At 41.7% G+C, this 24,572-nt stretch carries 21 protein-coding genes; 8 read left to right on the top strand and 13 right to left on the bottom strand.

All coding sequences use genetic code 11. From position 1 onward, the window contains the following. Positions 1-21 precede the first annotated feature (21 nt). A complete protein-coding gene (locus CDG77_RS02905) occupies positions 22-972 on the top strand; it encodes a hypothetical protein (protein WP_094327827.1) in 951 nt (316 codons plus the stop codon). A gap of 193 nt (positions 973-1,165) precedes the next feature. On the opposite strand, the gene rbsK is transcribed toward CDG77_RS02905, so the two are convergent. Beyond that, positions 1,166-2,110, bottom strand: a complete 945-nt coding sequence (gene rbsK / locus CDG77_RS02900; protein WP_094327825.1) for a ribokinase — start codon at positions 2,108-2,110, stop codon at positions 1,166-1,168. 228 nt (positions 2,111-2,338) lie between these two features. Continuing rightward, the gene (tmk, locus tag CDG77_RS02895; RefSeq protein ID WP_094327824.1) at positions 2,339-2,968 is read right to left on the bottom strand and encodes a dTMP kinase; all 630 of its coding nucleotides are present in this window, start codon (positions 2,966-2,968) and stop codon (positions 2,339-2,341) included. Positions 2,969-3,118: 150 nt separating this feature from the next. On the opposite strand from tmk, the gene CDG77_RS02890 reads away from it, so the two are divergent. After that, on the top strand, positions 3,119-5,953 hold the full coding sequence (locus CDG77_RS02890) for an ATP-binding protein (protein ID WP_190233897.1): 2,835 nt from the start codon (positions 3,119-3,121) through the stop codon (positions 5,951-5,953). Between the two features lie 186 nt (positions 5,954-6,139). Here the strand turns inward: CDG77_RS02890 and CDG77_RS02885 are convergent, their stop codons facing one another. Next, on the bottom strand, positions 6,140-6,874 hold the full coding sequence (locus CDG77_RS02885; RefSeq protein ID WP_094327821.1) for a DUF1995 family protein: 735 nt from the start codon (positions 6,872-6,874) through the stop codon (positions 6,140-6,142). 230 nt (positions 6,875-7,104) lie between these two features. Here CDG77_RS02885 and CDG77_RS02880 point away from each other — a divergent pair, with 230 nt between their 5' ends. After that, positions 7,105-8,427, top strand: a complete 1,323-nt coding sequence (locus CDG77_RS02880) for a D-alanyl-D-alanine carboxypeptidase (protein WP_094327819.1) — start codon at positions 7,105-7,107, stop codon at positions 8,425-8,427. 440 nt (positions 8,428-8,867) lie between these two features. After that, a complete protein-coding gene (locus CDG77_RS02875) occupies positions 8,868-10,085 on the top strand; it encodes an HhoA/HhoB/HtrA family serine endopeptidase (protein WP_094327817.1) in 1,218 nt (405 codons plus the stop codon). A 651-nt stretch (positions 10,086-10,736) separates the two neighbouring features. On the opposite strand, the gene CDG77_RS02870 is transcribed toward CDG77_RS02875, so the two are convergent. From CDG77_RS02870 to CDG77_RS02845, 6 genes are all read right to left on the bottom strand, one after another. Beyond that, positions 10,737-11,639 (bottom strand): MBL fold metallo-hydrolase, encoded by a 903-nt coding sequence (locus CDG77_RS02870; RefSeq protein WP_094327816.1) that lies wholly within the window; start codon positions 11,637-11,639, stop codon positions 10,737-10,739. Positions 11,640-11,650: 11 nt separating this feature from the next. After that, entirely contained in the window at positions 11,651-12,034 is a 384-nt protein-coding gene (gene panD / locus CDG77_RS02865; RefSeq protein WP_094327815.1) for an aspartate 1-decarboxylase, read from the bottom strand. Between the two features lie 129 nt (positions 12,035-12,163). Next, positions 12,164-12,676, bottom strand: a complete 513-nt coding sequence (locus tag CDG77_RS02860; RefSeq protein WP_094327814.1) for an inorganic diphosphatase — start codon at positions 12,674-12,676, stop codon at positions 12,164-12,166. Positions 12,677-13,099: 423 nt separating this feature from the next. Next, positions 13,100-13,288, bottom strand: coding sequence for a hypothetical protein (locus CDG77_RS02855; protein WP_094327812.1), 189 nt, complete (start codon positions 13,286-13,288; stop codon positions 13,100-13,102). Between the two features lie 968 nt (positions 13,289-14,256). Beyond that, positions 14,257-15,228, bottom strand: a complete 972-nt coding sequence (locus CDG77_RS02850; RefSeq protein ID WP_094327810.1) for a DUF362 domain-containing protein — start codon at positions 15,226-15,228, stop codon at positions 14,257-14,259. A 75-nt stretch (positions 15,229-15,303) separates the two neighbouring features. Beyond that, positions 15,304-16,725 carry an aspartate ammonia-lyase gene (locus CDG77_RS02845; protein WP_094327809.1) on the bottom strand — a complete coding sequence of 474 codons (1,422 nt, stop codon included), beginning with the start codon at positions 16,723-16,725 and terminating at the stop codon, positions 15,304-15,306. A gap of 171 nt (positions 16,726-16,896) precedes the next feature. Here CDG77_RS02845 and pgsA point away from each other — a divergent pair, with 171 nt between their 5' ends. Together pgsA and CDG77_RS02835 are read left to right on the top strand one after the other, a co-directional pair. After that, positions 16,897-17,439 (top strand): CDP-diacylglycerol--glycerol-3-phosphate 3-phosphatidyltransferase, encoded by a 543-nt coding sequence (pgsA, locus tag CDG77_RS02840; protein ID WP_094327808.1) that lies wholly within the window; start codon positions 16,897-16,899, stop codon positions 17,437-17,439. A 79-nt stretch (positions 17,440-17,518) separates the two neighbouring features. Further along, complete coding sequence (locus CDG77_RS02835) at positions 17,519-18,418, top strand: S66 peptidase family protein (RefSeq protein WP_094327807.1); 900 nt, start codon at positions 17,519-17,521, stop codon at positions 18,416-18,418. Between the two features lie 20 nt (positions 18,419-18,438). On the opposite strand, the gene CDG77_RS02830 is transcribed toward CDG77_RS02835, so the two are convergent. Both CDG77_RS02830 and CDG77_RS02825 read right to left on the bottom strand, forming a co-directional pair. Beyond that, positions 18,439-19,182, bottom strand: coding sequence for a class I SAM-dependent methyltransferase (locus CDG77_RS02830; protein WP_094327805.1), 744 nt, complete (start codon positions 19,180-19,182; stop codon positions 18,439-18,441). Positions 19,183-19,474: 292 nt separating this feature from the next. Beyond that, complete coding sequence (locus CDG77_RS02825) at positions 19,475-20,797, bottom strand: glycosyltransferase (RefSeq protein ID WP_094327804.1); 1,323 nt, start codon at positions 20,795-20,797, stop codon at positions 19,475-19,477. A 368-nt stretch (positions 20,798-21,165) separates the two neighbouring features. On the opposite strand from CDG77_RS02825, the gene CDG77_RS02820 reads away from it, so the two are divergent. Both CDG77_RS02820 and CDG77_RS02815 read left to right on the top strand, forming a co-directional pair. Beyond that, positions 21,166-21,819 (top strand): glycosyltransferase family 2 protein, encoded by a 654-nt coding sequence (locus CDG77_RS02820; protein ID WP_094327802.1) that lies wholly within the window; start codon positions 21,166-21,168, stop codon positions 21,817-21,819. Between the two features lie 18 nt (positions 21,820-21,837). Then, a complete protein-coding gene (locus CDG77_RS02815) occupies positions 21,838-23,148 on the top strand; it encodes an ABC transporter substrate-binding protein (protein ID WP_094327801.1) in 1,311 nt (436 codons plus the stop codon). Between the two features lie 20 nt (positions 23,149-23,168). On the opposite strand, the gene CDG77_RS02810 is transcribed toward CDG77_RS02815, so the two are convergent. Then, a complete protein-coding gene (locus CDG77_RS02810; RefSeq protein WP_094327799.1) occupies positions 23,169-23,570 on the bottom strand; it encodes a ribosomal maturation YjgA family protein in 402 nt (133 codons plus the stop codon). Positions 23,571-23,814: 244 nt separating this feature from the next. Next, the gene (locus tag CDG77_RS02805; protein WP_094327960.1) at positions 23,815-24,564 is read right to left on the bottom strand and encodes a hypothetical protein; all 750 of its coding nucleotides are present in this window, start codon (positions 24,562-24,564) and stop codon (positions 23,815-23,817) included. Positions 24,565-24,572 lie beyond the last annotated feature (8 nt).

Here is a 24,572-nt window from a genome sequence, read left to right as displayed (position 1 = left end):
ATTAATTCTAGGAGTGGAAATATGAATTACAAGTTCTCACGTCGGCATTTTGGCCAGTTGGCACTTGCTGGAACTGTAGCATCTGGGCTTAGTTATCTAGGCAATAAAGCCTTTGCACAAACACCAAGCTTAAATATTCCAAATTTAAATATTGTAGGTATAGGTTCTAGCTCTATCATCACTACCGACCAAACGGTTGTTCCAGAGGTAAACATCACTGAATCAGATGATAGCACTGCCCCAAATATTGTCCCCACGGTTACTAAGCCCGTAGGACTTGTTTTGCAATCCTTAATTACAGGAAATTCTCAGGTACTTGAAGATAAAAGTACTCCTCTATTAGAGCCTAATGAGATATTGAGTGGCTTCACTTCTTTAACCGATGGCACACTTGTTGTAGCCATTACTCCTGTTACGACTAGTAGAAGACAGGCGGCACTGACTCGCATTACATTTTTGGGTACGCCTGTAAAAACTTTGATAGTCTCAGGACTTAAAAGGAATCAACAGCTTGGAAGTTTGCTAGGCACTATTGATGGGCGACTCATCGGTCTAGTAGGTAAAAAGAACGGTACACCACCCATTGTATTGGTAGATATTGACCTTCAAACAGGAGAGATCAGTCCTATTAGTAAGGTTAAATTCCCGAACGATGAGCGAGTTAGTAATCTAGCTGAGTGCCCAGATGGAAAACTCTATACGTCTTTAGTTGGACTCAATGGTGATACAACATTGGTGCAGCTAGATTCAAATCAAAAAAAGCCGATCGGACTGGCACAATTGAAAGTTGATGATAAAGCATGGAATAATGGCCTACAAAGCTTAGTTTGCTCTGCAACAGGTCAACTTCTTGCGTTTGGAGCTATGAGGTATGAAATACCCAATGCTATATATAGCGTAGATAAGAGTAGTGGAAACATGACTCGGTTACAAAACTTTGACACTACTCAGATTACGCTTGCTCGTAGTTAGAAGGGATTGAGCCAATACCGATATCTAGCAAAAAAGCACCAAGCCCTCGTCTTATCTGGAGGGCTTTTTATTAACGTGCAATTCTTATTTAACTTGGAATGGTGCGTTACGCTCCGCTAACACACCCTACTTTTGCACTTTATTTAATCCAGATTCCTTAGTCTTGCAATTTTTAATTAATAATTTTTAATTTTTAATTGGAGCGAAGCGACTTGACAGATGCCCTTTCTCTAAGAAACGCATCAAATGTCAACCTATCGGGTAGTGAAGTTTGTGCGCCTGGTTTTGTCGTTGCCAAAGCACCTGCTGCTGCACCCCAAACAACTGCCTGATGTAAAGAAAGTCCTGCAAAAAGTGCCGCAGTTAAGCCGCCATTAAAAGCATCGCCAGCAGCTACTGTGTCAACCGCATGAACTAGAAAGGCGGGGACAAAAAACTTTTCCTCAGCAGTTGCACAAAAAACACCTTTAGAACCCAGTTTAACGATCGCACATTTCACACCCCGTTGTAATAAAACTTCAGCAGCCTTTGCTGCTTGTTCCTCTCCATCCACAGGAAAACCTACTAACTGCGCGGCTTCAACTTCATTCGGTGTAATAATATCCACTAACGGGTAAAGTTCATCTGGGAAATCAGATCGTGCGGGTGCTGGATCGAGAATTACCCTGATTTTGGTTTTTTTTGCGGCTTTAGCGGCTGCAACCACGGCAGTAATCGGAATTTCTAATTGTAAAAGCAGTGCTGTAGCTTCTGGTAATAAGTTGGACAATCGTTCTACATCTTCTTGATTCACACACCCATTTGCACCAGGAATGACAATAATTTGATTTTCCCCAGCATGATTTACGGCGATGATGGCGACTCCAGAACTAACAGTCTTATCGACGAAAATATTGCCAATCTGCACACCAGATGCTTGCAAGTTGTTGACAAGTTCTCCGCCAAAATCGTCTGCACCTACACGCCCCACCATTTGGGTAGGAATTCCCAATTTTGCTAATGCTACGGCTTGATTCGCTCCTTTACCTCCCGAAACTTTCAAAAATTCTTCTCCTAGCAACGTTTCTCCTGCAACTGGCAACCTGGGTGTTGTTGCTACCAAGTCTATGTTTATGCTGCCGAAGACAATAATGCTCATTTTTGTTGATATTTAAAGTCATTTAGCCTAATAGTACAGCAAGCGATCGCAGCTGTTGTTCCGCCACGAATTACTAACCTAGTTTGCCCAAACCTCATTAAAAACTTTTAGATTTATTTTTGCCCTAACTCATCAAGTCAGGACTTACGCAAAATCATGAAAAAACGAACCGCAAAGTCCGCAAAGGACACAAAGAAATAAGAGTTTCAGAGAGTTTTTGCGTAAGTCCTACAAGTGCAGGTGTCCGCGCAAAATTTCTTGAATTGCGCGTTGTACAGCTTCTTTACTCAAGCTGCCATCTACCCGGACAATTCTTGAGGGATGGGATGCTGCTAACTCTGCGTATCCTTGCTGAACGCGCCGATGAAAAGCGATCGCTTCTTGTTCAATCCGGTCTAATCCTATTCCATCTCCCCGTTTGCGGGCTAGTCCAACTTCGACATCGACATCTAACCAAATAGTTAAGTCACTCTCTAAGCCAGCAGTGGCAATATAGTTAAGCTGATTGATTAAACTCATGTTCAAACCGCGACCGTATCCTTGGTAGGCAATGGTAGAGTCAGTATAGCGATCGCATAAAATATATTTCCCTGCTGCCAGATTTGGCTTGAGTTCTTGTTCCACGTGTTGCGATCGATCAGCAGCATACAATAAAAGTTCTGTCACTTCAGCAACTGGTTTATCCTCTGCCTTTTCTAGTAGCAAGCGGCGAAGATGTAAGCCTAACTCTGTTCCACCTGGTTCGCGAGTTACCACCACAGAAACATTGAGACTTTCCAACCACTGACAACAAAGCTGCATTTGGCTGGTTTTGCCACAGCCTTCCACACCTTCAAATACAATTAGTTTGCCACCCATGCTATTTTTTCGCTGCAATAAACTTATTCGCTGACGTTCGATCGAGAATAACTTGAAGTTTTGAATATAAAGTCTCTGTTCAGAATATTTATAGCATGGGAACTCTAGCTAATAAGCTTAATTAAAGTATCCCACCCAGTACTGCCAATCATGTCCCATCCTGCTCATCCCACTTTGAGCCAATCTTCTTACCCTCGCTTGACTAGAAGCCTAAGTGCTGTAGAAAGTTGGGGCTTTGGTTTGACGGCTCATATTTCTTGGACAGCACTGGTTCCAGCAATTCATGCTGCTCTCGGTTCCCAAGCTATTTTTGTTTGGATACCTGCGGTGATTTTCGGAATGCTCCTCAACTACCAGGTAAAACGCTTGGGTATACATTTTATAAATGTGGCTGGAGGAACGCCTAATTATGCTACTAAGCTGCTGCAAAGCTACCCAGCACTAGCTTGTTATGCCGCAATTGGATACCTTCTCAACTGGGTTTCCTACCTGGCAGTTAATACCATCGTCCTCAAAGATTTGATTAAGGTGAATTTAGAGGCGCTGGGTATTGCCTGTCCAGAAATATGGCTGAATATTGGTTTTACACTGTTGCCGTTTATCGTGGCGTTTAGTGGGACTCGCGCCCTGAGTATTTTACATTTGTTTTTTATAATTCCAGCCTTTGGACTACTAATCACTTTCTGCGTACAGGGTTTGGGCTGGTTAGCATTTTCTGATGTTAGTCCGGGATTTTTTCCTAACAATTGGTCATCTATAGGTTTTGTGGATTGGGCCAAGTGGTTCTTTTTCGTCACTTATGCCACCTATAGTTGTGAAACGGCTTCTTCTTTTGTCGCCGATAGCCGTCAACCTACCCAAACGCTGCGCTTTTTAGAGGTTGCGGCTTGGATGATGCCACCGATCTTTTTGGGGGGATCTTGGGTAATGATGCGGTTAGCAACCGATCCAAGCCTCGAAGACAATGCTTTTCTGAATCTTGTGGCGGCTTCCCGCCCCTTCTGGGGAGAATCAGCAGGTATAAGTGTTTCCTTTTTGCTGGTGGCTGCAAGTCTTTTAGGTTCGGCAACGGTTGTTTCTAATTGTCCTCGGATTTTGTATCAGTTGGCTTTAGACAAACACATCTCACCTGTATTTTCCGTTGTGTCACGCCGGGGTGTGTTTGTGCCAGCACTGACATTAACACTGGTGTTGTGTCTAATCTATCTGATTTGGGGAGATGTGGCGCGAATCGTGGCTGTTGGCAATGTTGGTTGGTTTGTCTCCTTTATGTTATTGCATTTGGGGCTTTGGCTGCGGCGCGATCGCCCGGAAGTTTTGTTTCCTCGCATATCTCTGGCGATTCTGCTGTTAGAAGTTGTGGTGCTAGTGGTGGGCGGATTTGCCTGGGGTTGGCTCAACTTGCTAATTGGGCTATTATTTCCCATTGGCGTTATGGGAATAGATGCGGTGATTCGCCGGGTGAATTTCCCTCCCTTCCACCCCAGTTGGTGGATGCAGCGATATAAATCGCGTCCTGTGGTCATTATCAAGGACTCAGTAGTTCTTCAGGTGAGCATCCTAATTTTTTTACTGTGCAGCGCAGTGGCAGCTGGCTGGTTATTTGGCGTGAAACTTAATAAAGCGGCAAATTCGGGGGGTGAAAATCTATTTGTGGTGCTGCTGATGACGGTAGCATTTGTAGGAGTAGCGATCGCTTGTTGGACAAGTTTACCGCAAGTGGTGGCGATCGCAGAAGCCCGTGAAGCTGCCGAACACCTGTTTACTGTCGCCCAGGATGGTATTTTAGTTGTGGACGATCGAGGCATTATTCAGCAGGCGAATCCGGCGACTGAATCTTTCTTTGGTGTTAACCCATCCGACTTGCGGGGAAATCACCTCAACAAATGGCTAATTGCATTAGTCTATTATCCAGACGAGTGGACAAAGCGCAGCGAACAAACCTTACTCCGCAATGGCAAAAACAAAATCCTGGAAGTTTCCATCTCAGACAGGCCCCATCAGGATTTTCAAGAGTATGTTGTCATTCTCCACGACATTACCCAGCGCAAACAAGCAGAACAGATATTGCGATACTCAGAAGCACAATTGCGCCAAGAGGCAAAGCAGCTAGCATCTCAACTCGTGCAGAGTGAAAAAATGTCTAGTTTGGGGCAGTTGGTAGCAGGTGTAGCGCACGAAATCAACAACCCAGTCAACTTTATCTATGGCAATATCAGTTATGCCAATCAATATATTGAAGATTTACTAAAACTACTGAAATTATACCAGCAAAACTATCCTAATCCAGTAACGGAAATTCAAAAAGAAATAGAAGCTATCGACTTAAATTTCCTAATAGCAGACTTGCCTAACTTGCTAACTTCTATGACAGTCGGTGTTGAAAGAATCACAGAAATTGTTTTATCTCTGCGAAACTTTTCCCGGTTAGATGAAACAGAGATGAAAGCTGTGAATATCCATGAGGGTATAGATAATACATTAATGATTCTGGAACATCGCTTTAAAGCAAAATCTAACTCTCTAACAATTCAGGTCATTAAAGAGTACGGCGATCTCCCATTAGTAGAATGTTATGCTGGACAACTCAATCAGGTCTTTATGAATCTTCTAGCAAATGCGATCGATGCTTTAGAAGAGGCAGTGGAAAATGGTGAATGGAGAGCAGAGAAAGCAGCACTCTCTCCTCCCCAAATTTATATTTATACTCAACTCACTAGTGAAAATCAGGTAGTTATTCGCATTGTTGATAATGGTACAGGCATTCCCGAAAACGTCCAAAAACAATTATTTGAAACATTCTTTACTACGAAACCAGCTGGTAAAGGTACGGGATTAGGTTTATCTATTAGTTACCAGATTATCACCCAAAAACATCGGGGAAAATTACAATGTATTTCTACTCTTGGACAGGGTACAGAATTTGTAGTTGTAATTCCGCTTAAGCAGCAAACAGCAAACTCTTTAACTGACGTTTCCTGTTAAGTCTCAAAAAGCAGACTTATATCATGTCCGGCAAATTACTTGTGATATGTCGTTGCACTCGCAATGACAATTGTTTAACCAGACATGATATCACAAAGCATTTAGGGAATAGCACCGCACATCCGCTACAGTAAATGATGAAGCAGCAGACGAGCGAGTTTCCTGCTGCTACCTCTCTGCTTTTTGCTAACTACTCAACGCCTTTAAGAACCGTTGCAAACTCTTAAACACACTGGGTTTTCTCGCAGGTGTTGCATCGGTAGTTGTTTGCGGTTGTCCTTTTAAAAGGATCTGATCCAAATCATCACCCGACGGTTTTGTGGGTAATTCGGCAATTCTTTGATATTCGCCGTCAGTTTCCAGCCAAACTTCCCACTGTCCTGGGTAGGAGCGAGATAGGGCACTTTGCTCGTCTATGGGGCGCAGGTAATAACAGGATTCAATAGTATTGGTAAAACGCAGGCGAGTTTGCCTTGCTGCATAACCAATACCCACAGTTCCAGAATCTTCTAGACGGGGATTTAAAAAGACTACAGGGCGATCGCCTATTACTTGACACAATTTTTCCACCTGCGGTACTTCTACGGAAGTAGGAGCAACGAACAAGAAAATTTCATCCTCTGGCTGAATTTTTGTTTCCAAGGAAGCAGTCCTTCCCGTACCGATATCTAAAATTTGAAATGGTGCATCTGCCCAATTGCGGCGGGCTAGAGCCGCAGCACCAGCATCAGCAAAGAAAATCTTCAAACGGGAATCATAATCTGTAAACACGGGCACAAATTGTTCCGCCACGGGCATAAACTTGAGTTCTGGGAACAGGAACTCAACTTGCAAGCGAGTACAACCATCTGCAAGGGCAGCTTGGACAGCTACACGAGATTGGGCGATCGCATCTTCAAGGCTGTTAGGAAGTTCACTCATAGTTTATGATGTCGCTTTAGCATTACTCTTATTGTTTCAGTATTGGCTCTTATTGAGTAGACAGACGGTGACGATCGACCAAACATCGGTGTCAGAATCAAGATGACAAAAAAGTGCTATTTCCAGATGAGAAAAACACCAGTTAATTATGGCTCAATACTGATTTTGGGAAAAAAGCTTGTATATTAGCACAGTAAACAACATATCAGATCCTTACAGAGGAATAAAAAATGCTGGAATTATTGGGTTCAGGTTTGGTGTCACTCTGGCTGGAAATGGCCGGGGTACAAATCAAGCCTATGGATGCCTTGGATGCCTTGACTTGGCAAAGTAGTCCTGGCTTAGTTCTTGCGCCCGATCCCAATCCAACTGGGGCGACTACGGTGCAGGAATATCTGAAAAAGCTCATAACATCAAAGGTGGTGGCGCAAAATCTGGCTGAGAGTCAGGGAATTTGGATGCAGTCGGGGCCAATGCTGATGGCAAATCACCAAGGTACGACACCTCTGCCGGCTGCTTCTTTAACTAAAATTGCCACTTCATTAGTTGCTTTGAAAACTTGGGGGCCAGATTACCAATTTGATACTTTGGTGAGTGTCACTGGGCCAGTGGTAAATGGAGTTGTACAGGGCGATTTGGTGATTACAGGTCGTGGCGATCCTTTGTTTGTTTGGGAAGAAGCGATCGCTCTTGGTAATACTCTCAATCAAATGGGCATCAAGCAGGTAAAGGGAAATTTAATCATTAATGGCAGTTTTGCCATGAATTTCCAACGTCAACCGATGCTGGCGGGTATGATGCTCAAGCAAACACTAAATCGTGCCACTTGGGGCCGCCCGGCTCTTTATACATACTCAATCATGCCCAAGGGAACGCCCAAGCCTCAAGTCGTGATTGCGGGTACGGTGAAAGTTGAGGCTCAACCAAACCCTCAACAAACTTTGTTACTGCGTCATCGTTCATTACCCTTAAAGCAACTGCTCAAGGAAATGAACGTTTACAGTAACAACGATATGGCAGAGATGCTAGCAGAGTCAGTGGGAGGAGCAACTGTAGTTCAATCCACTGCTGCTAACCTTGCTAGGGTTCCACAAGCAGAAATTCAGTTAATCAATGGTTCTGGACTGGGGCCGGAAAATCGCATTTCCCCTAGGGCTGTTTGTGCCATGTTTATGGCTATTCAAGCTGAGGCATCTGCCCATCAGTTAAATCTGGCTGACTTGTTTCCTATGTCTGGATTCGATCATCGGGGAACACTGCACACCAGACACATTCCCCTTGCTACTGTGATCAAAACTGGTACTCTCCGAGATGTGAGCGCTTTAGCCGGAGTCATGCCCACACGCGATCGCGGTTTGGTTTGGTTTGCCATTATCAATCGTGGTACAAATGTTTGGGGTTTGCGAACTGGACAAGACCAACTACTACAAAGTGTTGTCAAACAATTACAATTACCTCTAACTGTTCCGACTGCTTTAACTCCCCACTCAGCCATCAACTCTTTACCCCAGCTAGGTGCAAGCAGTCGGAATGAAATTTTATTCAAAAGTTAGTTCATCATCCGATTGAGTTTTGAACCAAAAGCGAGTATGGTTGTCCCCTATCTCCTTTTTATCGGTGTCACTACTTTGAAAGTTGTAGTATTGTTAGCAATCCAAAAGTCTTATTGATGGGTAAAAACCGAACTTGTAAAGGGTAAATGTCCATAATAGCTTTTGGGTTAAATTTTCCATTAAGTTGATTACAGGTAACTCGCAAAATGCCCTAACTAGAGTATTGGGGAGATTAGGCGAAACCTGAAGTAAAAATAACTGTAAATAGATTTGTCACATCAAGAGGAAAGGGAGCAAGGGCAGAGGAGAAGACCCCATACATAAATGTATTGGCTCTAAAACCCTTGATTCCAAGGAAATTTCCGAATCTTTATTCCCTGCTCCCCTGCCTCTTCGGTCACGACTGAGCAACAATTAGGCTTATAAATTAGGTTGTGATTATGCGATTTCTCAAATTACCCAGGTCTATAGGGCAACTCAGTAGTTATGTTTTAGCGATCGCGCTAGGAGTTGTGCTAGCGGTTAGCACATTGCAGGTATTGCCTTCCCAAGCCGAACCCGCACCCATAGTCATAGCTAAAGATACTTCACAAGTGAATGCCCAAAGCCAATCACCAGCTACGGCTGCGATCGGCAGTACTAGCTTTGTCACAGCAGCAGTAAATCGTGTTGGTTCAGCAGTTGTTCGGATTGATACTGAGCGAACAATTACTCGTCGCGTCGATCCATTTATGGAAGACCCGTTTTTCCGTCGGTTTTTTGGTGACGGTTTCTCTCAACAAATGCCGTCTTCTGAGCAGTTACGCGGTTTAGGCTCAGGTTTCATTATTGACAAGAGCGGCTTAGTTATGACTAATGCTCATGTGGTCGATAAGGCTGATAAAGTAACAGTCCGACTCAAAGATGGCCGCACCTTTGAAGGGAAAGTTAAAGGTATTGATGAAGTTACAGATTTGGCAGTAGTCAAAATTAATGCTGGTAACGATTTACCCGTTGCACCCTTGGGTTCTTCCACTAATGTCCAAGTAGGAGATTGGGCGATCGCAGTTGGTAATCCTTTAGGATTTGATAACACCGTTACCTTGGGAATTGTCAGCACCCTTAAACGTTCCAGCGCTCAAGTCGGCATTAGCGACAAACGCTTAGACTTCATTCAAACTGATGCCGCCATTAACCCAGGTAACTCTGGCGGGCCGCTATTAAATGGCCAAGGTGAAGTGATTGGGATTAACACAGCTATTCGTCCCGATGCGATGGGGATTGGATTTGCCATTCCTATTGATAAAGCTAAAGCGATCGCAGCGCAACTGCAACGTGATGGCAAAGTTGCTCACCCTTATTTAGGCGTGCAAATGCTAACTTTAACACCCGATCTGGCCAAGCAAAATAATACCGATCCCAACTCTCCGATTCAGATACCAGAAATTAATGGTGTTTTTGTGATGCGAGTTGTCCCCAATTCACCAGCCGCATCTGCCGGTATCCGGCGCGGGGATGTAATTCTGCAAGTTGATGGTAAAGCTATTACCAGTGCTGAACAATTGCAGAACTTTGTGGAAGACAGTCGTCTTGGTCAAGTATTACAGGTGAAAGTGCAACGAGGTAATCAGACACAGCAGCTTTCAATCCGCACAGCCGAGTTGCAAAATGCGTCGTAGGGGCAATATAGCCGATTTTAATTGTGTGGAATAGTAGGGGCACAGCAATGCTGTGCCCAAAGCGCGTGTAGCCTATGGGCTTTCCAAGAAATAAATTATCCATTTTGTGGGATGGGCATCTTGCCCGTCCTAATATTGGGGACGGGCAAGATGCCCATCCCACAAGAAAATTTGGGATATTTTTTTATTTGGAAGTCCCATAAAGGTTTTTAAGTCACAGCTTGGACTTTGGACAAAAAAAGAGTTATTCGCATGTCATTTACACGAATAACTCGAATGATTAATTTTATTTATATTTTCCGCCGATTCTATCAAATCGGCTGACTATAGCGCCAATTAACAACGCTCCGTTGTGCAGCATTACACGATTGAGCTATTACGTGTAATTGGTGGCTATATATATTGATATAACGTTGAGCTTTATTTGGCTTTGAGCCGACAACCGTGTAATTTGGGTTTCTTGAGAGTATTTACTTTACTCTGTACTAACAAGCTAACCTGATGTCAGAAAAACAGGTAAAACGGCTCTTTCATAAAGGCTGCCAATCACTTGTAGTAAAGGTTTAGGACTACCAGTGCTGCGAAACTTCCTTGCCCCATCAGAGCTATGACCCTAAACATAACTTAGGCGATCGCTACAACGACTCTAAATTATTTACCAACAGCTAAAACTAGACCTTCATGGGCTAATATTGCTTGAGGGAAAGCAGATTTAACATCGACTTTAACCTGGTCAAGAAAATCATCATGGTCATCTGGGTGATGATGAGAAATGGCTAGCCGTTTAACATCAGCATTTAAAGCTGCATTCACCGCAGCTTGCCAGAGTAACTCAGCAGAATCATGGTTGTGAGAGGTTGGGGGAGTATAAGTGGCATTGGCAATCAGTAAATCAACGCCTTTTATAAACTCTAAAATCCGCTCTCGCTCAACTTGTTCGGCATTTTGGTGTAAGTCCGTGACATAGGCAACACTATAATCTTGCCAAGTAACTCGATAGCCGACTGACCTCTGAGTTTGATTAATTAATGCAGTTGTAATGGTGACATCATCTAGCTTTAGATCGCTGTCTAGAGTCAGATTACAAAACTGCAATTCCGACTGCATTACCTGTAAAGGATAAGGAAAGTGGGGCTGGAGCATCTGATCGTACAGACATTGTTTGATTGAGGCTCCATTTGAGGCAGCTGTGCCGTAAATATGAAAGCAGTTTTCCCCAATAAATGCGGGAGCAAAAAAGGGAAACCCTTGAATTCGGTTTGATTGGCAGTTGGTAAAAAATAAATGGGCTTGTAGTGGCTGTTGTAGTTTTTGCCAAGCTTTACCCAGTATCCGTAAACCAGTACCGCCATCAAAAATCAAGCGTTTTCCCGCTACCTGCATTTCTACACAAGCGGTATTACCACCATAACGACTGGTATCGCTACTTGGGGTGGCAATTAAACCCCGTACACCCCAGAATTGCACTATAAATTCACCTGCTGGGCTACTTGGCAAGGTAGCAGATTTTTCAGGTATGTTGCTCTGGGAATCCGACAACTCAAAATTTGACATTTTCCTTGAAATTAGACCTTAACGAGCAGGTCATCGTAGCGCCGAACTTCCAACAGCCTGTTTTTTTCGTCCACAATGACTACCGTAGGAGAGTAATTTTTTAACTCTTCTGGAGTGAACTGCCCGTAAGTCATTATAATCAAGCGATCGCCAATAATGCCTAGACGTGCCGCTCCCCCATTTAGCTCAATTACTCCCGAATGGGCTGGAGCCGGGATCGCATAAGTAATAAAGCGCTGACCGTTGGCACTATTAACTACTTGCACTTGCTCATAAGGTAAGATACCAGCTTTTTCTAAAAGGGTTTCATCAATACTGATACTACCCACGTAGTTGATATTCGCCCCCGTGAGGGTGCAGTTATGAATTTTTGCCAAAAGGAGAGTACGCTGCATTTTGCTTTAGGGTTGGTGGCAGTTTTTGCGATCCGTAACAAGCGAAAGTTATAAGTAGAGACGCGATTAATCGCGTCTCTACAGGAGTGAGGAATAAAAATTTATAACTCTTAACTCCTAACTCCTCTATTATCCTCTATAAGCTTTTACGGATTTTTCTACTAAAGCTGCAACCTTGTCTACATCTTGCCAACCGAGAATTTCAGTCACCTTTTTTTCCAAATTTTTATAACTACGGAAAAATTCGGCAATTTCATCTAAGCGGTGTGGTGCTACGTCTTTCAAGGATTTCACCTGAGTGTAGCGCGGATCTTTGTCAGGAACACAAAGGATTTTTTCATCGCGATCGCCACCGTCAATCATCTCTAAGAAGCCAATCGGTCGGGCAGCAATAACACAGCCTGGAAAGGTTGGTTCATCAATTATGACCATACCATCGAGGGGATCGCCATCTTCAGCCAAAGTATTGGGTACAAAGCCGTAGTCATAAGGGTATTGTACCGATGAATAAAGTACTCGGTCTAGAGCAAAGGCTTCTAGTTCCTTGTCGTATTCGTATTTATTTTTACTTCCGCCAGCAATTTCAATCAGAACGTTGATCAAACCGGGTTTCGGTTGGGCAGGAATACGAGATAAATCCACAAAAAAGTCCTCTGATAACAGTGAATCATGGGGGCACTCATTCAGCTTCGCTCCCCGTGTAGAATTTTAGGGCAATATGGGGATCTCTTCCCAAGGTATTCATTTTATGGGATTGGGGACTGGTTATTTCTCCTTCATCTCCCCTACTGGACAGTTTTCTTGAATTACACGAAAAAATGGAAAAAGCGTTGCGAAGTTACTTCGCAACGCTTTTTCCAAGAGGGTATTATTTTCTCCCGTCTTTGATTGCTGTTGGAGGGATTTGTGCCCCTACTCTATCAAGACAACTGAAACCTGGAGTTACACAATGCAAATTCAGGTTATTCTCGATTAACTACATCAACATCTCCAGAGGTTCTATCAAAATCAGTTTTCTCCTTTTTTGTAGCTCTCCTGCTGGTGAGATGCTATTAGCAAGCTTTATCAATCTTGACTTGCTTTGATGTTGTGGATCGGGGGTTGCTGGTTATTTTGAACATTAGTTGAAGAATAGTGAGCGATAACAAATACAGGTAGGGTGAGGGTCAACAGAGCGATCGCAGTTCCCACAATGTCTGCCAAACGTTGGGAATATGTGTCGGGAGAATTGGCAGACTGGCTATTTGAATTCATACAAAATTGAAGTTATTCGTAACACTGTGTAGGTGTAGGTCTACTCTCTAATTGAGAGTCTTAAATGCTATGTTAGCTATTTTTAAACTGTAGAATGTGTAGCATCCTACAATCTAAACCAGTTATACAACTGTCATAATAGCCTTTTGATACATGGAGTTCTTAATACAAAGTTACAACTAAACAAATCATGTTTTATTTTGTAATTAATATTTTCAGATGTTTCCCTGTATGGTGTAATGGTTCGCATACGCAAAGCCAACTTTGACAGCATCATAAATTACATTTTTTCGCTGCTTAAAGATTAATTAGCAAAACATATTTGTCTGATACTTCATGATTATAACATCCTAAAATGCCTTTGATAAGGTTATTTTACTGGAATTGCTAATTTGTGATACAGGACACAAAACCGCAAAAGCACTGAATATCTACTAATGCTTTTGATTGTTATCTGGTAGTTATACACACAAATATTTGACACAAAAGAAGAAATGAGTAGGAATTATTTTTGTAACCAATGATAACTACCGAATAAATACAGATACATCAACTGTGTTGGGCAGCGTGGATTCAGTGATACCACTAAACAAATATTTAATAATTTCAACTTTCAAATCTGTGTAATATTACAGCATTTTTGTCAATCTACATATAGGTAGAGTCAAAAATATTTTAGAAGTTCGTATAGATATGTAGCGGGTTATTGCCTAACTCTGGTCTAATTTCCAGATGCTAAATCCTTATAACTTTTTGGATAAATCAAAATTTAAGACGAGAAATTGCATAATAAATTAATCAGCCAAAAAAACCGCCACTAATATAATAGGGCGGTCTGGTTAAGCAATCGGAGGGTAATTACAGATTACTATGCTAATAAATAAGATTGCTGTAACGAAGTTTGCACTAAATTGGGGATTGGGTATGGGTTATTCCTCTTATCTTCCTTGTCTTCCCAGTTCCCAGTCCTAATTCCTTCCGTAAACACTAATTGGTTCTTTGATAAATCGGGTGTAAAGATGCTTAAAGGTAGACTTAATTACGCGGGGCATACCAAAATCGATGGGGATTAACTTGTCTGGTAGCCGCCAATCTTCTATTTTTAATAAGTCGGGATTTAAATGTGGAAACTCGATAGCAGCAAGTTCTGGACAAACTCCTAGCCTTTGGGAAGCTGCAACTGTAGGTACTTGTTCAGGAGGAACATTGAGGATTTCTACCATTGCCCGATCTAATGCAAATATATCTGATGCGGCTGCTAAAATATCGAGTTGGCGAGGTTCACCATTACTCGGGCCATTTCCTTCATGACCGATGATGCCATCTAATATGGTTAAGTTAGGGTTAATAGCTCTAGCAGTTTCTACTAACATTTCACCAAATCTATTGGCATCTTTTCCAGCTTCCATGTGCCACCAAGCTTTCATTTTACCAGGGACGCAACCAAACAAGTTTTTTACGCCCAGTGTTAATGTCAACTGGGCATGGGATTTAACTTTAGGTAGGTTAATCACTACGTCTGCTTCCATTGCTTCTTTAGACAGTCGCAAATGGTTAAAATTATCACTGACGGTTTGGTAACGTTGACCGTGAAAATCGATGATGGGAAGATTGAGTTCTTCTAAAATAGGCAGATAGCCGTTTGCAATTGCTACACCCTTGGCACTTCCAAAAGCAGGACTATCACCCAAAAATGGCTTACCGCCAACTTCAATTACCATCTGGGCAACTTCGTAAACTAGTTCGGCACGGGTGATGCACTCTTTACCAGGACGCGACCCTGTAAGTAGATTGGGTTTGAGTAAAACGCGATCGCCTTTTTTCACAAATGCTGCTATTCCTCCAAAAGGTTCCAGGAGAAGGACCAAGGATTCTCTTAAAACCTCTCGTTCGTAAGATGTAGCCCGAATGAGACTAACAGATGGGTTTTGAGTCTGCATAGATTTTGGGAATTGGGGACTGGGGATTGAGGAATGGGGACAAGGAGAACAACCATGCCCAATTCCCCATAACTATTATTCTGTTTTGAGCGGTAAGATACCACTCATTTGTTCTAGATTTAAGACTGTGGCTAAGTCTGTTTCACTCATCAACCCGCGTTCTAAGACAATCTGGCGCAGGGATTTACCAGTTTCTAAAGATTCTTTTGCTACAGCAGCAGCATTTAAATAACCAATGTGGGTATTTAGTGCGGTTACTAAAGCTAAACTACCTTCGGCATAAGCTAAACAACGTTCTTGATTTGCAGTAATTCCCTCGATGCAGCGTTCGGTGAGTGCGGCGATGGTATTACCGAGAATTTCGATACTGTGAATCAAGTTATAGGCAATTAGTGGCATCATCACATTTAATTCTAATTGTCCGGCTTGTGCGGCTAATGCGATCGCACTATCGTAACCCATCACTTGAAAACACACCATTGATGTCATCTCTGCCATGACTGGATTATATTTCCCTGGCATAATTGATGAACCGGGTTGCACTGGGGGAAGTTGTATTTCTTTCAAACCAGTTTTTGGCCCCGAATCCATTAACCGCAAATCGTGAGATATTTTGACTAAATCCTGCGCTAAGTTACGTAAAGCGCCGGAAACATTCACAAATGGGGCCATACTCTGCATCGCTGCCATCAGATGGGGTGCAGGTTCTAAAGGTATATCAATCAATTCTGAAAGAACTTCTACCACACGCGCGCGATATAAAGGATGAGTATTTAATCCCGTTCCGGCTGCACTACCTCCCAAACCCAGCACCATCAAATCACCAGAGGCGGTGTAAATCCGGTTTTGGTGTTCTCCAAGAATGTGCGCCCAAGCCCGAAAGTTTTCACCCAAACGCACTGGTACTGCATCTTGTAAGTGGGTTCTGCCAGATTTGACGATATCTTGAAATTCTACAGCTTTGTTTTCTAAGGATGCGATCGCACTATCTATTGCTGGGTGCAATGTCTTGGATAATGCCAATAATCCACCAATCCGAATGGCGGTAGGAATCACATCATTGGTAGACTGCCCATAATTAACGCGATCGTTAGGACTAACACGTTTGTAATTACCCTTTTCTTCACCCAGAATTTCTAAGGCGCGATTTGCCAGAACTTCATTGATATTCATGTGATGAGATGTTCCAGCACCCGCCTGATAAACATCCACAACAAACTGATCCCGGAACTTCCCAGCTAGGATTTCATCAGTTGCTTGGACAATCGCCTGACTAATATCTTGGGGAATGCAATTCAGTTCTCCATTCACAATTGCCGTAGCTTTTTTAATTATCAATCCAGCATCTACGTAAGTAGCTAAAGGCTTAATGCCGCTAATAGGAAAGTTTTCAATTGCCCGCAGCGTTTGAATGCCGTAATAAACGCTACTAGCAATTTGGCGATCGCCCATCGAATCGCGTTCGATGCGGAATTGGTTGTCTGTGTGTTCAGTCATAGTATTGTTTTAAGAGAGCTACAGAAAACAGATTTTCCCACGCAGCCACACTCAGATACACTAATCTGCATAGATTTTGCATATTTGCTTGGCTACTTGTTGCTTTACACTTGTTAATCTTGAAGTTTGATTTGTGAATTACGAATTACGAATTACGAATTACGAATTATTATGACTCTACCCAACTGGATTACCTTCTCTCGCCTATTGGGAATACCATTTCTGCTTTATGGTTTATATAATCCCACACCTCAAGCTCAGTGGATATGTTTGGCAATTTTTCTCGTTGCTGCATTAACTGATTGGTTAGACGGCTATTTGGCGCGGAAACTCAACCAAATTAGTGAGTTGGGTAAATTTCTCGATCCCTTAGTGGATAAACTTTTGGTGCTTGCGCCGTTGCTAGTTTTTATTGAACTAGGAAAAATCCCAGCTTGGGGAGTGTTTTTGATTTTAGCGCGAGAATTAGCGATCGCTGGTTGGCGGGTGAATCAAACGACGATTACCGGGGCGAATATTTGGGGTAAACTCAAAACTGTTAGTCAAATAGTCGCGATCGCACTTTTGATTGCGCCTCTAGCGGAAGTTTGGCAAACTCCCTCTATAATTGCCTTTTGGATTTCTGTCGCCCTAACTTTAATCTCTGGAGGTATTTATCTTGTACCGCAAAATCCAGCTAAGGAAAATCCACAGTTAGATACAAAACGAACCTAAAATAAAACCACTGTAGCGATCGCTTTAAAAAAAGATTTCAAGAAAATTTTATCGGAGTTCTGAACCCCTAATTTTTTTCATGCCATCCAAAATCTTACCACCGCCCTTAAAACCTGGAGACTTAATACGAGTAATTGCCCCTAGTGGTGCTTTGCGAGAATTTGAGGTATTTGAACAGAGTCTAGAAATTTGGCGATCGCGTGGTTATCGATTAGAAATCAGTCCACAGATAGATGACAAATGGGGTTATCTAGCTGGAACGGATGAAATTCGCCGTCAGCAATTAGCAGTAGCATGGCAAGATCCTAATTGTCGCGGTATTCTTTGTGCCAGAGGCGGTTTTGGCAGCACCCGCATTTTAGAAGATTGGAATTGGCAACAAAACTCAGCCCTTCCCAAGTGGTTGATTGGCTTTTCTGATATCACAGCTTTATTGTGGAGCCTTTACATAGCAGGAATTTCCGGCGTTCATGCTCCCGTAATGGTGACTTTAGCAGATGAGCCAGATTGGTCAATTGAGCGATTATTCGATTCGGTAGAAGGTCGTCCTCTCGCGCCTCTCAAAGGTTGCGGATGGGGTGGCGGCGTAGTAACTGGTACTTTATTACCAGGTAATCTCACGGTGGCTACTAACCTTTTAGCTACACCAATATTACCAAATCTCGATGGTGTAATTCTGGCGTTGGAGGATGTCACGGAAGCACCCTATCGCATTGACAGGATGCTGACACAGTGGCGTTTGAGCGGTGTTTTGTCTCAAGTCTGCGGTATTGCTTTAGGCGGTTTTACTCGCTGTGAAGCGCCGCCAACTGTGCCTAGCTTTAGTGTAGAAGAAGTATTGCGCGATCGCTTGGGTGATTTGGGTATTCCGATTGTCTCCGACTTACCTTTTGGCCATGATAGTCCCAATGCAGCTTTGCCAGTGGGTGTAGAAGCAACTTTAGATGGGGATGCGGGAATATTAGCTATTAACCAATAAACACAGAGACACAAATTCATCTAACTCCATTTCCGGTAGCAACGAGCTGTCATATTGTAAGGATGAAAAATTTCCAAAAAGTTGCTTTGAATTGTTTTAAAGAAGGTGTCTACTACTTCAGGATCGTCTATGTGAAAGGGATGCTCTTGATTAACACCTTTAAAGAAACACCAGTTAAGAATCACTTTACCTTCAGGTTCCATCAATTTATGGAACTGTAGAATTTGCTGACTGGGGTCTGGCAAATGTTCTAAAACATCAAAGCAAATGATTGTATCAAAACTCTCTTCATGAGGTATTTCATCACAAAAAGTAATCTTATTATTCAGTCCTAACTGTTCAGCTCGATAACTAACAAAATCACGACTAATAGGATTAATATCACAGTAGAATACTTGCTCAACTTTAGGGCAAAGAGCAGCAGCAATTGTATGAGTTCCAATCCCACCACCAAAATCTAAAACCCGACCTTGAGCGCGATCCACAATCAATAACAACGTATTTTCAATATAGTCATAACTTGCAAGATGCCACGCTCCTAAATCAAATAAGTAAAACTCTCCTACCTTATCACGATAAAAAGCTGTTGCTTGTTCCCAATCAAAATCTTTGTGGCCCAACTTAGCCATCTGTTGTGCGCCTGCGTCTAGCTTTAAATTTAGCGTTTCTGCATCTAAATTTAAAAATCCTTGTAGATGCTGCTTTAAGTTAAATGAATCTGTCCAATAACCACTTAAGAAAGGTGGCACTGATATTTTAGTCATAAAATCGCTCTATTTTCATCCATAAGTTGATATTGTAAAAACTTACCAAATTTTCTTAAAACTTGCAATTAATAATTCAGAGAATCGTTTTATAGCAGTTACTGCATGGTTAAGGCACAGAAAGAAATAATTAACCATAAATAAATTAAAGTTTTTAGTCAGGACTAAAGTCCTAACGATCCTTGTTTTGAGTGATGAATCGATCGCTACGAACTAGGATTTTATTTTAAGTTTAATTATCCCTGCCAACTTCAACACATTTTTTGAAAAAATTACTAGAAGTTAATAATTTCTATTTATTTTTGTTGAAAATCTTAGTTTTCTGATCTGATGCCATCCTATTAATTACAGGCTTATTTGTGGATATTGCCTCCTCAATAATATCAACGGCACGGGGAACTCCTCCTGCTTGGCCAATTGCAGTTTTTAACTTGAGGGCATTTTGTTTGTAAGATTCTTGCGTCAGTACTTTTTGAATCACCTTACGTAACGTAGTAGTACTCAAACGTGATAATGGAATAAATTCACCTACACCAGTCCAAGCAATACGTGTTGCTACTCCTGGATGGTCATTAGCTATGGGAATAGCAACTGAAGGTACACCATTAGATAGTGATTCCAACACAGTATTCACTCCACCATGACTAATAGTCAGGCTAGCTTTTTGCAGCAATTCTAGCTGTGGCGCATATTTGACGACCAAAGGTTCTCCCAGCAGGTTGGGTAGTGCATCGGGTTCAAGTCCACCACCAAGAGAAATGACCAGTTGGGCATCTAAATCAACACAAGCCTCAGCAATGTGATAGAAAATATGCTGTAGCCGATTTTGTAATGTCCCCAATGAAGCATAAATTAGGGGTTGACCATTCAACTTATCAAAAGGAAAATCCACTGGTTTCCTGCCTGAAGAGTCTGAGTGAGGGCCTGTAAAGTGAAGTAAATTAGACAATTCGCGTCTTGGGTATTCAAACTCTATGGGTTGTTGACTAATAATCGCTAACTTGGAAAGAGAGTAATAGTCATTGATATTAGAGCAAGGAGGCAAATTCCACTGACGGCGATATTGGGAGATTATATCCCGGATGGATTTCGAGAAGGCCATCAGGACAGCATAACCAGCACGGTTACGTAGCTGCGCCCAAGAGTGTGGGTTATATTTCCAGGTTGTGAAGAATGGAGGAATCGAATCTTCAAAACCGTTTACTAATGCAGAACAAACTGTAACAAATGGGATGTGAAGAAAGTCTGCTAAAGTGCTGCCTCCAAATATACATTCATCAAATATTAGCGCTTCAATACCAGCTTCTTTGATAATTAGTGGCGCATCTTGCAGAAATAAAGCTGTTGTTTTTAGAGATAAATTGATAGTGTAATGCAATGCTGCTAACCCATTGAGTTCTCCTAACCGCTCATGTAATTTTGCCATTGATCCCGTAGGATATTCAAAAGCAGATATAGAGCGAAATTCTAAACCAGCAGCCTTGGCATTAGATTCAGCATCAGGCATCCCCAAAACTGTGACGCGATGACCACGCTTTAATAGTTCACGCCCTAAAGCTGTCATTGTGTTGAGGTGTCCAGTTGCAGTAGGGCAGATAGTACCGAAATGAGTCATTATAATCTACAAGCTCCATAAATTATATTTCTGGTATATTTCTGGGCTAACTACACCACCAGCACTTCTCACTCTTAAATGGAAAAATTCTTGTAGATGTTGCTTTAAGCTCAATGAATTTTGCATATAGCTGCCTAAAAAAGACAAGGTAACTAATGTTACCACAAGCACTTTTGTCTAAACTAGATCAAACTTCATTATGATACTATGCAAACGATGTTATTCTACTAAAATAGAGCTTTAGCTTTGCAGCTATGACTTTGGAAAATTATTCTCAGCTTGTATTTACTATTTATGGGTAGTTGTTCATGCTTGAAAATCAACAAACTAAAGTATAACTTTTTACATAAAAGTAACTATAATTAATTATGTCTAGTGTAATTTTTGACTTAATTCCAGAAATATCAATTGTTATATGTACTTACAATAGAGATAAATATCTAGATAATGGAATTAATAGTGTTATAAATCAAACTTTCAAAGATTGGGAACTCATAATTGTTGATGATGGTAGCCAAGACAATACTTTTGAAGTTGTCAATACTTATGTGCAAAAATTCAATAATATTAGGTATTTGAAACATCAAAATAAAAAACAATGTTACGCTAAAAACGCTGGAATTCAGGCATCATTTGGCAGATATATCACATTTCTCGACAGCGATGACGCTTATCAATCAAATCATCTGGAGTCACGCATTGAATATATGAAACTCCATCCAGAAGTTGATTTGATTCAAGGCGGGTTTGCCACCGAAGAGGAAATTTGGGTAGCTGATTATTATCAACCTGATAAAAAAATTAATCTTCGAGAATGCGTTTTGGGCCCAACTTTTTTAGGGAAGAGACACGTATTTTTTGAATTGCAGGGATTTAAGCACATGGCTTATGGAGAGGATACAGACCTGTGGGAACGGGCAGAAAAAATCTTCAGGACTCAACAAATAACAGAACCACAAACTTATCTTTATACCAGAGCCGAAACTAGTGTCAGTAAAGCTTTTTCAGCAAATGTTACTTAGCCTAGCTAACTCTTTGGTATGAACATTAATATTCGCCCATCCCAAATCAGAAATTTTTTTTGCTATTTCCTTAGTTCTGCTTGGCAGTTTTTACTTCTAAGAATTCTGCTGAGTGGATGCCTCGTCATATTTTTATCTAGTTGTCAAGGTCAAATACAAAATAACGATAAAGTCATTCATTTGACACTATGGCAATCAATTAATCCTCCTGCCAATCGAGATGTTTTTCAGAAACTGGTAGATAAATTTAATCACACTCATGCTGATATCCAGGTAGAATCTATCTACGCAGAAGGACTGCCGAAAGTGTTAACGGCAGTTGTGGGTAATGCGCCTCCAGATATTCTGTCATTCAGCCCGCAAAGTACAGGTCAGTTTGTAGAATTAGGGGCAATTCGACCTTTAGAAGATTGGCTAGAAAAATTGCCCTTGAAGTCAGAAATTATCCCTAACCTACTTGAAGAATCTAGATTAGACGGTCACATTTGGTCAGTTCCCCTGTACACCAGCAATATTGGCATTTTTTATCGCCCGAAACTTTTCCAAGCTGCGGGAATCACAGAAACGCCTAAGACTTGGGAAGAATTAAGGTTAGTTGCTAAAAATTTAACTATTGACCGCAATGGCGACCATCGACCCGAACAGTATGGAATATTACTACCTTTAGGAAAGGGAGAATGGACTGTTTTTAGTTGGTTCCCCTTTTTATTAAGTGCTGGGGGTGAGGTAGTGACAAATAACCGTCCGAACTTGACGAATCAGGGAGCTATTAGTGCTTTAAAATTCTGGCAAGATTTAATGAAAGATGGTTCAGCAACCCTTTCGGCTCCAGAACGTGGTTATGAAGAGGACGCTTTTCTTTCAGGCCGGGTTGCTATGCAAATTACAGGGCCTTGGACTTACATCATGAAGTCTAACGTTGATTATGACGTGTTTCCTATCCCTGCAAGTGTTGGGCGTGCTACGGTGACAGGTACGGGAATTTTGTATGTGATGAAAACAACACCAGCAAGAGAGCAAGCAGCACTCAAGTTTTTGGAGTATGTTTTGAGTGAAGAATTCCAAAAAGAATGGAGTATCGGGACGGGTTTTTTGCCAATTAATATCAAAGCTGCTCAAAGTAAAAATTTTCAGCAATTCATCAGCCAAAAACCTGTATTAAAAGTATTTATGGAACAGGTTTTTCTAGCACATCCTCGACCGATTATTGCTGGATATAGTCGTCTTTCTGACAGTCTTGGTCATGCTATTGAGGCGACATTGCTAGGAGAGTCTGCCGAAAAAGCACTCAAAAAAGCACAGGAGCGTTTAGAAACCATTTGGGAATAAAAAATCGTAATCAGACTAAATTATTTTAGCTTTGCTCCCCGAACTATCAGCCGCAACCACAGCCATCCTAACCCACTCCCAATAAAATAATAGGGGAAATCTGTCCAAGTGAAGACAGTACCAATTAACATTTTTCCCCACCAAAATGAACGTACCCAATTTAGAAATGGTGGATGCCACAATTGCATAAACTCCAACAAGCAAGTAATTACCAATACCCATAAAGGGATTTGCCAAACTGCTCGGCGAGTGGTCATAAATAGAAAGGCGAACAAGCACCAAAATATTTCATAAAAAATCCCTCCTACCTCTTGGTTCAACCACCAAGTAGAATAGCGATAGTGGCTGTATAAAAGTCCAATAAGGAGAACAATAGCCAGTGAAAGAATAGAACGCCAGCGAATGTTTGTAAGTAGTGGCATTATTTAGGGTTCCCAATCAATTATTTTCCCTGATAAAAAGAGACATGATTTTTATAGGGCGCAAAAAACGAAAACAGTTTGTTTTCAATCAGTTTTTTCTCCTCATAGAAGGAGAACCACCGATTTTAAACCCTGACAGCATAAGCTGTCCAGAACCAGTTTGTGAGAGAGTCTAAAAAAACCTTGAAAAGACTTAAAATTCTGACGATTTTGCCAATTATTGGGAACATCACAAATTATTTGGTTATCCAGTAATTCCAGTTTTGTAATGTAAATTTCTTTTTAATGTACATAAGCCAATTGCTGGTATGGCTCCGAGAATAACTGCTGTAAGTCCTTGCCCACTCCAATATAATATGGGAGTACGATAGGTTTCTGGAATCAAATTTTGCACAATAAAAAGTAACCAAACCAAAATAGTGATTAACAAGAAAGAGATTGAGGGTAAAAAATTCCACCACCAAATGCCTGGTGTATATCGCCTCAGTACCAGCCATTGGCAAAGCCCTAGCCAAATACCAGAAATTATATATGCGATCGCAGATAGAAACCCAAAAATAAAAGTTTGTTCAGGAGATAAAGTTTCATTTAACGATGAGGCTATAGATGAAATATAGTTAATCCAGGCTGTAGAAACACCGTTGGCAATCAGCCAACCGACGCTAGTCGCAAATATCCACTGCAAACCCGGTAAATATCGGTAAACGACAAGGGCTTGGTCAGCAGCGAAAATCACGGCAAATACAACGTTGCTGAGACTTCTAACTAAAATACTCCATGTTTGTGGCTGGAGAGAAATACTAGATGAGCTTTGGAGAATAATTCTCTCTAAGGCGATACTAGCAACGCCACCCACAACCCATCCAATCAAGGTCATTAAGGTAAACTGAATAAAGAACCTTTGTCGCTGCGATCGCGGAATTAAAAACTTTCCTGGATTAGGCTCGTTATTAGCAGATGCAAGATCGTCGGGACTGTTAGAGTCAGTTTGCATATTAGGGG

This window comes from Nostoc sp. 'Peltigera membranacea cyanobiont' 213, assembly GCF_002245975.1.
GTDB lineage: Bacteria > Cyanobacteriota > Cyanobacteriia > Cyanobacteriales > Nostocaceae > Nostoc.
The sequence above is the reverse complement of the archived record's forward strand: the minus strand, read 5'-3'. Positions and strand labels throughout refer to the sequence as shown.

Excerpts from the sequence above, each read along its gene's own strand:
- CDG77_RS02905 (WP_094327827.1), top strand. The coding sequence starts at position 22 with ATGAATTACAAGTTCTCACGTCGGCATTTTGGCCAGTTGGCACTTGCT.
- CDG77_RS02825 (WP_094327804.1), bottom strand. The coding sequence starts at position 20,797 with ATGACTCATTTCGGTACTATCTGCCCTACTGCAACTGGACACCTCAAC.
- CDG77_RS02870 (WP_094327816.1), bottom strand. The coding sequence starts at position 11,639 with ATGTCAAATTTTGAGTTGTCGGATTCCCAGAGCAACATACCTGAAAAA.
- panD (WP_094327815.1), bottom strand. The coding sequence starts at position 12,034 with ATGCAGCGTACTCTCCTTTTGGCAAAAATTCATAACTGCACCCTCACG.
- CDG77_RS02815 (WP_094327801.1), top strand. The coding sequence starts at position 21,838 with ATGAACATTAATATTCGCCCATCCCAAATCAGAAATTTTTTTTGCTAT.
- CDG77_RS02890 (WP_190233897.1), top strand. The coding sequence starts at position 3,119 with ATGTCCCATCCTGCTCATCCCACTTTGAGCCAATCTTCTTACCCTCGC.
- CDG77_RS02820 (WP_094327802.1), top strand. The coding sequence starts at position 21,166 with ATGTCTAGTGTAATTTTTGACTTAATTCCAGAAATATCAATTGTTATA.
- CDG77_RS02875 (WP_094327817.1), top strand. The coding sequence starts at position 8,868 with ATGCGATTTCTCAAATTACCCAGGTCTATAGGGCAACTCAGTAGTTAT.
- CDG77_RS02855 (WP_094327812.1), bottom strand. The coding sequence starts at position 13,288 with ATGAATTCAAATAGCCAGTCTGCCAATTCTCCCGACACATATTCCCAA.
- CDG77_RS02845 (WP_094327809.1), bottom strand. The coding sequence starts at position 16,725 with ATGACTGAACACACAGACAACCAATTCCGCATCGAACGCGATTCGATG.
- tmk (WP_094327824.1), bottom strand. The coding sequence starts at position 2,968 with ATGGGTGGCAAACTAATTGTATTTGAAGGTGTGGAAGGCTGTGGCAAA.
- CDG77_RS02835 (WP_094327807.1), top strand. The coding sequence starts at position 17,519 with ATGCCATCCAAAATCTTACCACCGCCCTTAAAACCTGGAGACTTAATA.
- pgsA (WP_094327808.1), top strand. The coding sequence starts at position 16,897 with ATGACTCTACCCAACTGGATTACCTTCTCTCGCCTATTGGGAATACCA.
- CDG77_RS02810 (WP_094327799.1), bottom strand. The coding sequence starts at position 23,570 with ATGCCACTACTTACAAACATTCGCTGGCGTTCTATTCTTTCACTGGCT.
- CDG77_RS02850 (WP_094327810.1), bottom strand. The coding sequence starts at position 15,228 with ATGCAGACTCAAAACCCATCTGTTAGTCTCATTCGGGCTACATCTTAC.
- CDG77_RS02830 (WP_094327805.1), bottom strand. The coding sequence starts at position 19,182 with ATGACTAAAATATCAGTGCCACCTTTCTTAAGTGGTTATTGGACAGAT.
- CDG77_RS02880 (WP_094327819.1), top strand. The coding sequence starts at position 7,105 with ATGCTGGAATTATTGGGTTCAGGTTTGGTGTCACTCTGGCTGGAAATG.
- rbsK (WP_094327825.1), bottom strand. The coding sequence starts at position 2,110 with ATGAGCATTATTGTCTTCGGCAGCATAAACATAGACTTGGTAGCAACA.
- CDG77_RS02805 (WP_094327960.1), bottom strand. The coding sequence starts at position 24,564 with ATGCAAACTGACTCTAACAGTCCCGACGATCTTGCATCTGCTAATAAC.
- CDG77_RS02885 (WP_094327821.1), bottom strand. The coding sequence starts at position 6,874 with ATGAGTGAACTTCCTAACAGCCTTGAAGATGCGATCGCCCAATCTCGT.